General features: G+C 71.3%; 15 protein-coding genes. 7 read left to right on the plus strand and 8 right to left on the minus strand.

Annotated features, from left to right (window positions below; translation table 11 throughout):
* Entirely contained in the window at positions 1–480 is a 480-nt protein-coding gene (locus BJ969_RS25875; RefSeq protein WP_184483247.1) for a DUF2771 family protein, read from the plus strand.
* 572 nt (positions 481–1,052) lie between these two features.
* Here the strand turns inward: BJ969_RS25875 and BJ969_RS30685 are convergent.
* Positions 1,053–1,445, minus strand: coding sequence for a cold-shock protein (locus tag BJ969_RS30685; protein WP_184483249.1), 393 nt, complete (start codon positions 1,443–1,445; stop codon positions 1,053–1,055).
* Between the two features lie 391 nt (positions 1,446–1,836).
* Here BJ969_RS30685 and BJ969_RS25885 point away from each other — a divergent pair, with 391 nt between their 5' ends.
* Positions 1,837–2,043, plus strand: coding sequence for a hypothetical protein (locus tag BJ969_RS25885; RefSeq protein ID WP_184483251.1), 207 nt, complete (start codon positions 1,837–1,839; stop codon positions 2,041–2,043).
* Here the strand turns inward: BJ969_RS25885 and BJ969_RS25890 are convergent, their stop codons facing one another.
* Complete coding sequence (locus BJ969_RS25890) at positions 2,044–2,655, minus strand: HAD family hydrolase (RefSeq protein WP_343071598.1); 612 nt, start codon at positions 2,653–2,655, stop codon at positions 2,044–2,046.
* 116 nt (positions 2,656–2,771) lie between these two features.
* On the opposite strand from BJ969_RS25890, the gene BJ969_RS25895 reads away from it, so the two are divergent.
* Positions 2,772–3,734: a R2-like ligand-binding oxidase gene (locus BJ969_RS25895; RefSeq protein WP_184483253.1), complete on the plus strand. Its 963-nt coding sequence runs from the start codon at positions 2,772–2,774 to the stop codon at positions 3,732–3,734.
* 267 nt (positions 3,735–4,001) lie between these two features.
* Positions 4,002–6,146 carry an NACHT domain-containing protein gene (locus BJ969_RS25900; protein ID WP_184483255.1) on the plus strand — a complete coding sequence of 715 codons (2,145 nt, stop codon included), beginning with the start codon at positions 4,002–4,004 and terminating at the stop codon, positions 6,144–6,146.
* A gap of 3 nt (positions 6,147–6,149) precedes the next feature.
* Here the strand turns inward: BJ969_RS25900 and BJ969_RS25905 are convergent, their stop codons facing one another.
* The gene (locus tag BJ969_RS25905; RefSeq protein WP_184483257.1) at positions 6,150–7,790 is read right to left on the minus strand and encodes an AMP-binding protein; all 1,641 of its coding nucleotides are present in this window, start codon (positions 7,788–7,790) and stop codon (positions 6,150–6,152) included.
* A 93-nt stretch (positions 7,791–7,883) separates the two neighbouring features.
* Positions 7,884–8,099 carry a hypothetical protein gene (locus BJ969_RS25910; protein WP_184483259.1) on the minus strand — a complete coding sequence of 72 codons (216 nt, stop codon included), beginning with the start codon at positions 8,097–8,099 and terminating at the stop codon, positions 7,884–7,886.
* A 213-nt stretch (positions 8,100–8,312) separates the two neighbouring features.
* On the opposite strand from BJ969_RS25910, the gene BJ969_RS25915 reads away from it, so the two are divergent.
* The 3 genes from BJ969_RS25915 (at position 8,313) to BJ969_RS25925 (ending at position 9,864) form a co-directional block, all read left to right on the plus strand.
* Positions 8,313–8,453 (plus strand): hypothetical protein, encoded by a 141-nt coding sequence (locus tag BJ969_RS25915; RefSeq protein WP_246457100.1) that lies wholly within the window; start codon positions 8,313–8,315, stop codon positions 8,451–8,453.
* A gap of 16 nt (positions 8,454–8,469) precedes the next feature.
* Complete coding sequence (locus BJ969_RS25920) at positions 8,470–9,246, plus strand: PhzF family phenazine biosynthesis isomerase (RefSeq protein WP_184483261.1); 777 nt, start codon at positions 8,470–8,472, stop codon at positions 9,244–9,246.
* Positions 9,247–9,468: 222 nt separating this feature from the next.
* The gene (locus BJ969_RS25925) at positions 9,469–9,864 is read left to right on the plus strand and encodes a YccF domain-containing protein (protein ID WP_184483263.1); all 396 of its coding nucleotides are present in this window, start codon (positions 9,469–9,471) and stop codon (positions 9,862–9,864) included.
* 46 nt (positions 9,865–9,910) lie between these two features.
* Here the strand turns inward: BJ969_RS25925 and BJ969_RS25930 are convergent, their stop codons facing one another.
* Genes BJ969_RS25930 through modA form a run of 4 tightly spaced genes read right to left on the minus strand, consistent with a single transcriptional unit; the run spans position 9,911 to position 13,366 of the window.
* A complete protein-coding gene (locus BJ969_RS25930; RefSeq protein WP_184485820.1) occupies positions 9,911–10,675 on the minus strand; it encodes an HAD-IIA family hydrolase in 765 nt (254 codons plus the stop codon).
* Positions 10,676–10,701: 26 nt separating this feature from the next.
* Positions 10,702–11,799, minus strand: coding sequence for an ATP-binding cassette domain-containing protein (locus BJ969_RS25935; protein WP_184483265.1), 1,098 nt, complete (start codon positions 11,797–11,799; stop codon positions 10,702–10,704).
* Positions 11,796–12,605, minus strand: coding sequence for an ABC transporter permease (locus BJ969_RS25940; RefSeq protein WP_184483267.1), 810 nt, complete (start codon positions 12,603–12,605; stop codon positions 11,796–11,798). The genes BJ969_RS25935 and BJ969_RS25940 overlap by 4 nt, the downstream gene beginning before the upstream one ends.
* Positions 12,602–13,366, minus strand: coding sequence for a molybdate ABC transporter substrate-binding protein (gene modA / locus BJ969_RS25945; protein WP_184483269.1), 765 nt, complete (start codon positions 13,364–13,366; stop codon positions 12,602–12,604). The genes BJ969_RS25940 and modA overlap by 4 nt, the downstream gene beginning before the upstream one ends.

The raw sequence follows: 13,366 nt of genomic DNA on the forward strand, positions 1-13,366 counted from the left end.
GTGCATCGTGGACTGAAGTCGCTGCTGCTCGCGGCTCCGCTGGGCATCGCCGCGCTGGCCGGATGCTCGGCGCCGGCCGACCCGCAGGTCACCTTCTACTCGCATGGCGACGCGATCGAGGTCGCTCCCGCCCGGTTCTGCGACGCGACGGGCGAGCAGTGCTCCCCGCCGCCCGCCGACCCGGTGGGCGAACTGCGCGTACCCGAGAAAGCGCCGCTGCAGATCTCGGTGCCCGGTGACGTGGCCGCCACGCCGTGGCAGGTCGCCTACATCTACCGCGGCACCAACGGCGAGGAGATCGACGGCCGCACCCCGGTGTTCACCCCGGACACGCGCCACTCCTACACCCTGCGCGTCCCCGAGGACGGCACCCGCCTGGAGCACGTCGAGGTCCAGCAGTACTCGGCCGTCCTCACCGCGGGCGCCGAAGGCGGAGTCGACTTCGGCATCTCCGGAACCTGGGTCCTCGACCCCCGCTGACCAACCGAGCCTTGGAGCCGAGCTTTGGAGTCCCGCTCGGCTTGGCGTGTGGCGTCGGGTTTTAAAGCCTTCCCCGGTTTGGGCGTGTGGTTGCTGTGGTGCGTGGAATGCTGGGTTTACTGATTGCTTCCACGGCTCGTGTTGCTGGGGTGTCCGGGTAGCGGAACCTCAGCTTCCTTCTCGCTGCGGGATCTTTTTCCCAAGTGGCTCCGCCACGAGGGAAAAAGCTGTCCTCGCGAGAAGGAAGCTGAGAACCCGCCGGTGGTCGGCTTCTTGACGTGGGCTATTCGCTGCGCGAATACAGGCACGGCCTACGGCCGCAAGGCAAGCTTGCTTCGCAGCCCACTGCACGGCCTTCGGCCGCAAGGCAGGCTTCGGCCGCAAGGCAGGCTTGCTTCGCAGCCCACTGCACGGCTTCGCCGCCAGGCACGGCCTTCGGCCGCGAGGTGGGGTTGCTTCGCGGCCGAAGGCATGGCTTCGGCGCTGAGTACGGCGCTAACCCAGCCACACGCCCGAACCGGGGAAGGCTCTACGACCCGACGCCGCACGTCGGGCGACCCTTCGCTCCCGGATCAAGCCCCCGGATCGAGCTCGCGGGCGACCGCGCGGACGACTTCGCCGATGCGCTTGGACACCTTGCGGTCGGGGTACTTGCCGTGGCGCAGGTCGGGCAGCACCTTCAGCTCCAGCAGTTTGATCATGTCGTCGACCATCCCGTGGAGTTCGTCCGCGGGGCGGCGCCGGGCTTCGACGACCGACGGGGGCGGGTCCAGCAGCTGGATCCGCAGCGCCTGCGGTCCGCGGCGGCCCTGCGCCATGTCGAAGTCGACGCGTTGACCGGTCTTGAGCGATTCGACGTCGGACGGCAGCGCGGAGGACCGCACGTACACGTCCTCCCCACCGTCCTGGGTCACGAAGCCGAAGCCCTTGTCCGCGTCGTACCACTTGACCCTGCCGGTCGGCACTGTCCTCACCGTTCCCTGTCGATGCCCTGCCCGCGCGTTCCACCTCGGGGCCCGAAGCGGGCGAGCCGGAAGCGAGCGGGTCCCTCTGGTCGTCATCGTGCGTCGTGCCGAGGACGCGATCCGGCCCTAGCACAACAAAAACGCCCCGGAACACCACACTGCCGAGCGTTCCCAGGACGCGTCGACTCCAGGATACCCGCCCGGAACAAGACATCACCGCCCCTTTCACCCAGGGCCGCCCGCGCATCGACCGGCAGCGCCGTGCGCAGGCGTTTCTCCCGCGTTCCCGCGCAGCGGCGGCGGAGCGACACCCGGTCGGCCGCGTCCGGCCGGGCGAGGTCCCGCCCACACCCGGGCCGAGCGGGCGGGTGCAGCGCTTACGCTGATCGGCATGAGCGCCGCGCCGTCCCGTTCGATCGTGCTGCCGCTCGCGGTGGGCCTGTTCGCCGCGGGCGTGCTCGCGGTGGTCGTGGTGTTCGGGCTCTACGCGACGGGCATCGCGGACTTGCCGCTGTGGTTGAACCTGGCGACGCTGCTGGCCCCGCTCGGGTTGATCGTGGGCGTCGTGGGGGCCGTGGCCCGCACCCGCCGCCGCTGATCAGCCTGCGCGCGCGGCGAGCCAGGCCGGGAATTCGGTGAGGTCGGCGAACACCACGTCGGCGCCCGCTTCGACGAGCTCGTCTGCCCGGTAGGGCCCGGTGGCGACGCCCACCGCGACGGCTCCGGCGGTCTTCGCGCCGACGATGTCGCCGAGGTGGTCGCCGACGTAGATCGAGGCACCTTCGTCGATCAGCACGTCGCCCTTGGCGGCGGCGAACACGTCGCCCGCGAGCCGGTCGACCTGCCAGTCGAGGGCTTTCAGGTGCAGTTCTGCGTTGCGCTCGAACTTGCCGGTGACGACGAGCGCGCGGCCGCCGTGGGCGCGCACGGCCGCCAGGGCTTCGTCGGCGCCGGGCATCGGCCGGGTCACCGGGATGACGACGTCGGGGTACAGCTCCCGGAACCGGGCGACGAGGCGGTGCACCAGTTGTTCGTCGAACCCGTAGGTGCGCAGCACGTCGGGCAGCGGCGGGCCGAGGTTGGCGGCGAAGTGCTCGCCGTCGACGGGCACTCCGAATTCGTCGCGCAGCCGGTCGAACACGGCGATCATGCCTGGCCGGGGGTCGATGAGGGTCAGGTCGAGGTCGAATCCGACGGTCGCAGCAGTCACGGGTGCAGGCTAACGGGGGAACGCGGGAGTCCGGTCGCCCTTGACGCGGAACTCTTGGGTACCGAAAATCGGTGTGTAACGTGACTCACACCTCTCGGGCGAGCTGGAGCAGGCCAATGACGACCACCACGCACAGCAGCAAGCACCGCGACGACTTCCACTCCCTGCGCCCCGGCGGCCTCAACTGGGATTCCCTGCCGCTGCGGCTGTTCACCAAGGGCAACGCCAAGTTCTGGAACCCCGCCGACCTCGACTTCACCCAGGACGCGCAGGACATGGCGGGACTCACCTACGACGAACGGCGCAGCGTCGCCGGACTCTGCGCCGAGTTCATCGCCGGGGAGGAAGCGGTCACCCAGGACCTCCGCCCGTTCCTGTCCGCGATGGCCGCCGAGGGCCGGTTCGGCGACGAGATGTACCTGACCCAGTTCATGTACGAGGAGGCCAAGCACACTCAGGCCTTCCGGCTGTGGATGGACGCGGTCGGCCTCAACGAGAACCTCAACGAGTACGTCGACGACAACCCCGGCTACCGCACGATCTTCTACGACGTGCTGCCGACCGTGCTGCACGCGCTGGACACCGATCCGGGGCCGCGCAACCAGATCCGGGCGTCGGTCACCTACAACCACGTCGTCGAGGGCTCCCTGGCGCTTACCGGGTACTTCGCGTGGAACAAGATCTGCCGCGGCCGGGGCCTGTTCCCCGGCATGCAGAAGCTCATCGGGCACATCGGTGACGACGAGCGCAGGCACATGGCGTGGGGCACGTTCACCTGCCGGCGCCACGTGGCCGCCGACGAGAAGAACTGGGACCACGTCGACGAGATGATGCAGGAGCTGCTGCCGCACGCGATGGAGCTCATCCAGTGGGTCCCGGCGGACGCGCCCGAGGTGCGGCCGTTCGAGCTCGACACCGACGAACTGCTCACCTACGCCACCGACCGGGCGAGCCGCCGCCTCGGCGCGATCTCCTCGGCCCGCGGCACTCCGCTGGCCCAGATCGACGTGGACGCCTCCCCCGAGCAGCTGGAGGACCAGTTCGGCGCCGAGGACGAAGCCGAACTCGCCAAGGCTTGACACCCGCCCCGGAGTCCCCGCAATTTCGCGAGAAATTGCGGGGACTCCGGACTTGTCCACAGCCCTCACAACCTTGTTGAGCAGGTACTACGCCGATCTAGTGGCGGGTCGGCTCGTTCAATTTCGCGCTAAATTGCGCGAGTTCTCCACACCTGAACGAGCTGTGGAAGAGGGGTGGCCGTTGGCGGTCGCCGGGAGTGCTCGGCGACCGCTCGTGGATGGTCCGATCCCGCCCCGCCACCGCGATCTTCGCGGCACACTGGCGAGGTGACGGAGCACGGCCGGGACCGCAACACCAACCGCGGCACCGTCGGCGGTGACCTCGTGCAGGTCGGCGGCGATGTGCACGGTGATCTCATCGTGCACCCGGAACCGCCGGCCCCCAGCGGATCGCCGGAAGCGTCGGCGCGGGAGCTCGCACGCAGGGTGGCCGCGCTCAGCCGCGAAGAAGGTGAGCGGTGGGGACTGGACGATCCGGGGGCGCTGCCGGTGCGCTGGCACCCGGCGCCGGAGGCCCTGGTCGACCACTGGGACAACGTTCAGCGCGACGAGGCGCGGCCCCGGTCGTTGACCGGTTCCTTCACCGAGATCCGGCGGACCTACCGCGACGTGCACTCGGAACGGCTGGTGGTCCTGGGCCGTGCCGGTGCGGGCAAGACCGCGCTGGTCCACCGGCTCATCCTCGATCTGCTGGCGGAGCGCGGTCGCGCCGGGCGGGTGCCGGTGCTGTTCGGTCTCGGCGACTGGAACCCCACCACCACCGGCCTGCGGGCTCGGCTCGTCGACCTGCTCGAACGCGACCACCCCTTCCTGGTGGGCGGGAAGGCCGCCGCGCTCGTCGAGGACGAGTGGGTGCTGCCCGTCCTCGACGGCTTCGACGAGATCCCCGTGCGCTCCCGACGTGAAGCCGTCCGCGAGATCAGCAGGTTGGCGTCGCCGGTCGTCGTGACCAGCAGGCGGGACGAGTACGCCGACGCGGTGGGCGCGGACCGAGCGGTGCGCGGCGCCGCAGTGATCGAACTCGACGACCTCCGCCCGAGCGAAGCCGCGCACCACCTGCGCCGCGGCAGCGGGAAGGCCCGTGCCGCCGAGTGGGCGGCGGTGTTCGAGCACGTGCGCTCCGAACCGGACGCACCCGAGAGCCGGAACCTGGCCGCGGCCCTCACCACCCCGCTCTTGGTGGCACTGGCCCGGACCGGCCACGACGACGCGGACCGCGACCCCGCCGAACTGCTCGACCCCGACCGCTTCCGCACCCCGGAACGACTCGAAGAACACCTGCTGAGCGTCTACCTGGACACCCGGTACGACCCCGTCCGTCGCCCCGGGCGGTGGCGCCCGGACCAGGCCCACCGCTGGCTCCGCCGCCTCGCCGCCGACCTGGTCGTGCGAGGCTCCCACGACCTCGCCTGGTGGCGGGTACCGGCGGCGCTGCGCCGCCGCACCCGGGTGCTGGTCACCGCCGCCTCGTTCGCGCTCTGCTTCGGGGCGCCGGGACTACTGCTCGGGCTCTGGGCCGAGCTCACGGCGGTGTGGTTCGGGGTCGGACTCCTCACCGGCCTCAGCGCGGAGCTGCGGACCTGGTACTCGGGCGAGCACGAACCGGAACGGGTCCGGCTGCACCTGCGGCGACCGAGCTCCAAGCGGCGGCCACGGGGCCGCAGGCTGGTGCTGTGGTTCGCGCTCGTCTTCGTGATCGCGATGCTGTTCGGAGGTGCGGTGGCGTTCGCCGGCGGCTTCAGGAACGGGCTCGTGGCCGCCACCGCGTTCGCGGCCACGTTCGGGCTGGCGGGCACGATGCGGATGATCCGCGACGATCGGGCTCGGCGAACGACCCCGCTGCGGACGCATCCGCTGCTCAGCGTGCTGGTCGTCGTGCTGGTGGCCGTACTGGAGTCGGTGTTCGCGGCGGGCGTGGTGGCCGTGACCGTGGCGGCGTTCGCTCCCGGCATCGCCGCGGAGTCGGTCGTGGCGCTGGCCGGAACGCTCGCGGGCGCCTTGGCGAACGGGTCGGTGTCCGCGCTCGGCGAGGATCAGGCCGACGACGCGACGGACCCGTGGCAACTGCTGCGCGCCGACCGCGCGGTCGCCCTCGGGCGTGCGGCTGTGCTCGTGCTCGCGACCGGGCTCACCGCCGTGGTCGCGGGCGCGGTGACCGGCCACCTCGGATACGGGCTGACCTTCGGAGCCATCGCCGGGATCATGCTCGCGGCGACGCGGGTGGCGCTGTCCGCGTGGGGCGGCTGGCTGCTGTTCGCGCGTCTGTGGCTGCCGCTGACGGGGCGGCTGCCGTGGCGGCCGAAGCGGTTCCTCGACGACGCCTACGACCGGGGCGTGCTGCGCAGGGCGGGCGCGGTCCACCAGTTCCGCCACGCCCGCCTGCGCGACCACCTCGCGGGCACCGACCGGTGAGGCTCAGTCCTCCAAGCCGAGCAGGTCCTTCGCCTGCTGGCGCATCTCGACCTTGCGGATCTTGCCGGTGACGGTCATCGGGAAGTCGTCGACGACGTGCACGTAGCGGGGGATCTTGTAGTGCGCGAGCTTGCCGGTGCAGAACTCGCGCAGCGCTTCCGCCGTGAGCTCCGGCGCCCCGGCCCGCAGCCGCGCCCACACCATCAGCTCCTCGCCGTAGCGCGCGTCGGGAACGCCGATGACCTGCGCGTCCACGATGTCCGGATGGGTGTAGAGGAACTCCTCGATCTCCCGCGGGTACACGTTCTCGCCGCCGCGGATCACCATGTCCTTGATCCGCCCGGTGATGCTGACGTACCCGGCGGAGTCCATCACCGCGAGGTCGCCGGTGTGCATCCAGCGCGCCTCGTCGATCACTTCGGCGGTCTTGTCGGGCTGCTCCCAGTAGCCCAGCATCACCGAGTACCCGCGGGTGCACAGCTCCCCCGATTCGCCGCGCGGCACGGTGAGCCCGGTGACGGGGTCGACGACCTTGACCTCCAGGTGCGGCCCGACCCGGCCGACGGTGGACACGCGGCGGTCCAGCGAGTCGTCGGCGCGGGTCTGCGTGGACACCGGCGAGGTCTCGGTCATGCCGTAGCAGATGGACACCTCGGTCATGCCCATCCGGTCGATGACCTGCTTCATCACCTCCGCCGGGCACGGCGAGCCCGCCATGATGCCGGTGCGCAGCGAACTCAGGTCGAAGGTGTCGAAGTCCGGGTGGTCGAGCTCGGCGATGAACATCGTCGGCACCCCGTACAGCGAGGTGCAGCGCTCGGCCGAGACCGCCTCCAGGGCCGTGCGCGCGTCGAAGCCCTCCGACGGGATGATCACCGCCGCGCCGTGGCTGGTGCAGGCGAGGTTGCCCATGACCATGCCGAAGCAGTGGTAGAAGGGCGGCACGATGGCGACCCGGTCCACTTCGGAGTAGCCGCAGAGCTCCCCGACGAAGAAACCGTTGTTGAGGATGTTGTGGTGCGACAGCGTCGCGCCCTTCGGGAACCCGGTGGTGCCCGAGGTGTACTGGATGTTGATCGGATCGTCGGCGCCGAGCTCGGCCTGCGCCGCGGCCAGCCGCGCCGCATCCCCCGCCCGGCCGCGGTCGAACAGCGCGTCCCAGGTGGCGTCGTCGAACAGCACGACCTGCTCCAGGCCGGGGCAGTTCGGGCGCACCTGCTCGATCATCTCGGTGTACTCGGAGGTCTTGAACCGCTGCGCCGACACCAGCATCCGCACCCCGGCCTGGTTGAGCACGAACTCCAGCTCGTGCAGCCGGTACGACGGGTTGATGTTGACCAGGACGGCGCCGATCTTCGCCGTCGCGTACTGGGTGAGCGTCCACTCCGCCCGGTTCGGCGCCCACACGCCCACCCGGTCACCCTTGCCGATGCCCGCCTCCAGCAGGCCGAGGGCCAGCGCGTCCACGTCCGCGACGAACTCGCGGTAGGTCCAGCGGCGCCCTCGCGCGTGCTCCACCAGCGCGTCGGAATCCGGCACGCGGGCGGCGACGCGGTCCAGGTTGCCCCCGATGGTGTCGCCGAGCAGCGGCACCTCGGAGATCCCCGAGTCGTAACTGGGTTCTGCTGGTCGAACGGTGTCCACAGTGCCCTCCCCGACGCTGGGTATGACGCGGAGCACTCATGATTGCGCCCGAACCGCAAAAAATCGAGGGGTCCCGGCGGCTCGTCCCGACGTCTAGCCGCCGCGGTGCTTGTCGCTGATCGGCCGGAAGAGGAGGAAGTACGCCAGGACCCCCAGCGGCGGTGCGAGCCACAGGTTGCCGACGCCGAACCGGAGCCCGTCGGGGTGCAGCAGCACGGATATGGCGAGGTTCAGCACCGCGGCCGCGATCGACACGGACACCGCGGCGACCATCGGGTGGTCCACGATCCACCGGTCGATCTTGCGCACGTCCCCCACCTTCCCCCGTCACAGCCGCACGGTCATGATCAGCCCGCAGGTCCGCTCACCCCGCGCCCCGGGAGGCGTGCGGGACGTCGCCGTCGACGGTGGTGGTCCGCCCGGTCTCGACGGCGTGCTCGGCGCCGTCGACGACCAGGACCAGCCGACGGTCGTTCCGCTGCAGGATAGGAGAAGGACCGTGCTCGCTCTGCGCCGGCGGCGGTGCTGCACCGGGGCCTCTGCTCCGAACGGCCCGCGCACGCGATGTCGGCGGCCGGAGCGCTGGACTTCGTGGCGAACCTGCTGTTCCTGCTCGGCCTGGGCGTCGCCGCCGTCGCCGTGAGCCTGCTCGCGCTGCCCTGAGCCGTAGGCTGCCGGAGTGCGCATCTACGTCGTGGACTCCTTCACCGAAACCCCGTTCAGCGGCAACCCGGCCGGAGTGGTGCTGCTCGACGCACCCGCCTCCGAGACGTGGATGCGGTCCGTGGCAGCCGAGATGAAGCACGCCGAGACGGCGTTCGTGGTGCTCGACGGCACCGAACCGAAACCGCTGCGCTGGTTCACCCCCACCACCGAGGTCGACCTGTGCGGGCACGCCACGCTCGCGACCGCGCACGTGCTCGGCGGCGACCAGCGGTTCAGCACCCGCAGCGGCGAGCTGATCTGCACCGACGCCGGTGACGGCTGGATCGGGATGGACTTCCCGGCGAGCGCGCCGAGCCCGGCGGACGGCCCCGCCGACCTGGCCGAGGCGCTGCCCGGCGCGACCGTGCGAGCGGTGCTGTCGACCTCCGACGACCTGCTCGTGCGGGTCGGCTCGGCCGCCGAAGTGCGCGCACTGGAACCGGATCTGGAGCGCATCGGCGCCTGGCCGCTCCGGGGCGTGATCGTCACCGCCGAAGGCGACCGGGACGGGATCGACTTCGTCAGCCGGTTCTTCGCCCCCGCCTCCGGCATCCCGGAGGACCCGGTCACCGGCTCCGCGCACTGCAAGCTGGCCCCGTACTGGGCGGCCGAGCTGGGGCGGGCGGGCGCGGAACTCGTCGGCGAGCAGACCTCGGCGCGCGGCGGCTTCGTCCGCGCCACCCCGCACGGCGACCGCATCGCACTGCGCGGCCGGGCCGTCACCGTCCTCGAAGGCGACCTCAAGGTCTGAGGGAAACCTCACCGCCTGTCTTTGATCTCGGCTTGAGTTGCCGGCCACTCAGCGGAACCTCAGCGGTGCTCGGCCTGCTCAAGCCGGTCACTGCTCAGCGGCTCCGCCGCTGACAAGACAACGACCAACAACGCCACTCACCTGGAAAGGCAAGATCAAAGACGGGAAACCTCAGGGGAGTACCTGAGCCCCCGACCGGATGATCATGGCAAGCTCGGACGCATGCAATTGCTGTTGAACGTGATCTGGTTGATCTTCGGCGGGCTGTGGCTGGCCCTGGGCTACGTCGTGGCGGGCCTCGTCCTCGGCATCACGATCATCGGGATCCCGTTCGCCATCGCCTCGTTCCGGATGGCGAACTTCGCGCTGTGGCCGTTCGGGCGGCGCCTCGTCGACGAACCCGGCGCGGGCGCGTTCTCCTCGATCGGGAACGTGCTGTGGCTGCTGCTGGCCGGCTGGTGGCTCGCGCTCGGGCACATCGTCACCGGCATCGCGCAGTGCGTCACGATCATCGGGATCCCGCTGGGCATCGCCAACTTCAAGCTGATCCCGGTGTCGCTGTTCCCGATGGGCAAGCAGATCATCGACTCCGACGACCGGCTGCCCACCCGGGGCTGACCAGGTGAACGGCCCGTCCGACCGGACGGGCCGTTCACGTCCGGGCTCAGGCGCCGAAGGGGTCGGCGGTGTGGCCGACCAGGTCGCCCACCGAGTTGATCACCTTCGTGGGCCGGTACGGGAAGAGCTCCGCGGTGTTCTCGTCGGAGATCCCGGTCAGCACCAGGATCGTCTGCAGGCCCGACTCCAGGCCGGAGCGCACGTCGGTGTCCATCCGGTCGCCGATCATCAGCGTGTTCTCCGAATGCGACCCCAGCGCCCGCAGCGCCGACCGCATCATCAGCGGGTTCGGCTTGCCCACGTAGTACGGTGCCCGGCCCGTGACCCGCTCGATCAGCGCGGCCACCGCACCGGTCGCGGGCAACGTGCCCTCCCTGCTCGGACCCTTCTCGTCCGGGTTCGTGGCGATGAACCGCGCACCGTTCTCCACGAGCCGGATCGCCTTCGTGATCGCCTCGAAGCTGTAGGTGCGGGTCTCGCCCAGGATCACGTAGTCCGGGTCGCGGTCGGTGAGCACGTAGCCGATGTTGTGCAGCGCGGTCGTCAGACCGGACTCGCCGACGACGTGCGCACTGCCACCCGGACGCTGCTTCTCCAGGAACTGGGCCGTCGCCAGCGCGGAGGTCCAGATCGCCGACTCCGGGATGTCCAGGCCGGTGCGGTGCAGGCGGGCCCGCAGATCTCGCGGGGTGAAGATCGAGTTGTTCGTGAACACCATGAACGGCAGGCCGTGCTCGCGGAGCTCGGCCAGGAACCGATCGGCTCCGGGCACCATGTGCTCCTCGTGCACCAGCACGCCGTCCATGTCCATCAAGTACGTCCAGGGCGCTTCCTCAGTCACGCCCCAGATGATCCTCCGGACACCGGGTGGATGGCTACTTCGGCGGCCTTAACCACGAAAAACACGTCATCACCTGCGGACATCCCCAGGTCGGCGACGGCCGCCGGGGTCACGTCGGCGGCCAGCACCACCGGATCCGGCGTGCGCGTCTCGGCGCGCAACCGCACCACGTCACCGCGCGGCTCCAGCGCGTCGATCCGCACCGGCACCGCGTTGCGCGGGCTGGCGTGCGGGCGTTCCCGGTGCACGGCCACCGCCGACGGCGAGAACACCGCCGCCGCCTGCTCCCCCGGCTCCAGGTCCTCCGCGGTGCGGCCGGTGACGGGGATGTCGCCGAAGACGAGCCCGCCGTCGGCGGCGGCACCGGTGAGCAGGTTGAGCCCGGCGATGCGGGCCGTGAACGCCGCCGCCGGGCGGGTCAGCACCCGCCGCGTCGGGCCCTGCTCGATGATCCGCCCGTCCACCAGCACCGCGACCCGGTCGGCCAGCACCACGGCGTCGAGCACGTCGTGGGTGACCAGAACCGTCGGCTGCCGCTGCTCCCGCAGGACCCGGTGCAGCAGGCCGCGCACGGCGGGCGCGGCGTCCACGTCCAGCGCGGCCAGCGGCTCGTCCAGCAGCAGCAGGCTCGGCGCGGCGGCCAGCGCGCGGGCGAGCGCGACGCGCTGCGCCTGACCACCGGACAGCTGCGCCGGTCGGCGGTCGGCGAACTCGGCGGCGTCCACCTCGTCCAGCCAGCGCCGAGCGGTCTCCCGAGCAGCGGCCTTGCCCGCACCGGCGGCGCGGGGGCCGAACGCCACGTTCTCCAGCACCGACATGCGCGGGAACAGCAAGGCGCTCTGCGCCAGCAGCCCGACACCGCGCCGGTGCGTCGGCACGTGCTCCGCGCGGTCGGTGTCGCACCAGACGTGCTCGTCCAGGCCCACCCGGCCGCGGTCCGGCACCAGCAGGCCCGACAGCACCGAGAGCAACGTCGACTTGCCCGCGCCGTTGGGGCCGAGCACCGCCAGCACCTCCCCCGGCGCCACCGCCAGCTCCGCGTCGAGGGTGAACTCGGGGCGGGCGAACTCGATGCGGGCGTGCAGACCGGTCACGCGCGTCCCTCCACTGCCTTCGTCCCCGCCAAGCCGATCACCAGCAGGGCCAGCGCCACCAGCAGCAACGACATCGCCACCGCCGCATCCACATCGGACTGCGCGGTGGTGTAGACGGCCAGCGGCAACGTGCGGGTGGTGCCCTGCAGGCTGCCCGCGAACGTGATCGTCGCGCCGAACTCGCCCAGCGCGCGGGCGAACGTGAGCACCACGCTCGACCCCAGCGCGGGCAGCAGCATCGGCACCGTGACCCGCCGGAACGTCAGCCACGGGCCCGCGCCCAGCGTCGCCGCCACCTGCTCGTAGCGGGCGTCGGCCGAGCGCAGCGCCCCCTCCAGCCCCACCACCAGGAACGGCATCGCCACGAACGTCTGCGCCAGCACCACCGCCGCCGTCGTGTAAGGCAGCCGCAGCCCGGCGTCGTCGAGCAAGCCGCCCAGCGGACCCGTCCGTCCGAGCAGGTACAGCAGGGCCAGTCCGCCCACGACCGGCGGCAGCACCAGCGGCAGCAGCACCACCGCCCGCAGCACCCGCACCCCGCGCAGCCGCGCCCGCGCCAGCACCACCGCCAGCGGGCCGCCGAACACCAGCGACAGCACCGTCGCCACCAGCGAGGTGCGCACCGACAGGTCCAGCGCGTCCACTGCCGCCGAGCTCGTCAGCAGCGCGGGCAGCCGCGCCGGGTCTACGCGGGTGAGCAGGCCGAGCACCGGCAGCACGATCAGCGCCAGCGCGAAGGCGGCGGGCACCCACAGCACGGCGGGGAACCCCGCCGAGGGCGCCCGCCGCGTCCGGCTCCGGCTCATTCGGTGCCGAAACCGTGCGCCGTCAGCACTTCCGCACCGACCGGGCCGCGCACGTAGTCCAGGAACTTCGCTCCGAGCTCGGGTTCCGGGGCGTCCTTGAGCGAGACGATCGGGTAGTCGTTGATCGCGCGCTGCGCCTCCGGGAAGTCCACGCCCTGCACCTGGTCGGCGGCGGCCTTCGCGTCCGTGACGTAGACCAGCCCGGCGTCGGCCTCGCCCGCGGTGACCTTGCGCAGCACCGACTTGACGTCGTTCTCCTCGCTGGCCGCGTTGATCCGCAGCCCGGCCGCCTGCTCCACGGTCCGCGCCGCCGAACCGCACGGGACCTGCGGCGCGCACTGCACGACGAGCCTGCCCGGCGCGTTGAGGTCGGCCAGCGAGGCGATGTGGTCCGGGTTGCCCTTCGGCACCGCGATCGTCAGCTTGTTCGTCGCGAACACCTGCGGCTCGGCGCCGGTCACGCCCGCCCCGGTCGCCTTGTCCATGTTCTTGGTGTCCGCCGACGCGAACACGTCGGCGCGGCGCCCCTGGGCGAGCTGCTCGACCAGCGTGGACGAACCCGCGTAGTCCAGCTGCACCTTCACCCCCGGGTTCTCGGCCTCGAACCGCCCGGCCAGCTCGTCGAAGGACTCGGTGAGCGAGGCCGCGGCGAGCACCGTGACCGTCCGCTCGCCCTGCGCCTGCCCGGTGCCGCCCGTCGAACACCCGGCCAGTAACAGCACGAACCCGGCGAACGCCGCGACAACTCTGGGTTTGACCAC

Origin of the sequence: Saccharopolyspora gloriosae, from assembly GCF_014203325.1 — a bacterium.
Classification (GTDB): Bacteria; Actinomycetota; Actinomycetes; order Mycobacteriales; family Pseudonocardiaceae; genus Saccharopolyspora_C; species Saccharopolyspora_C gloriosae.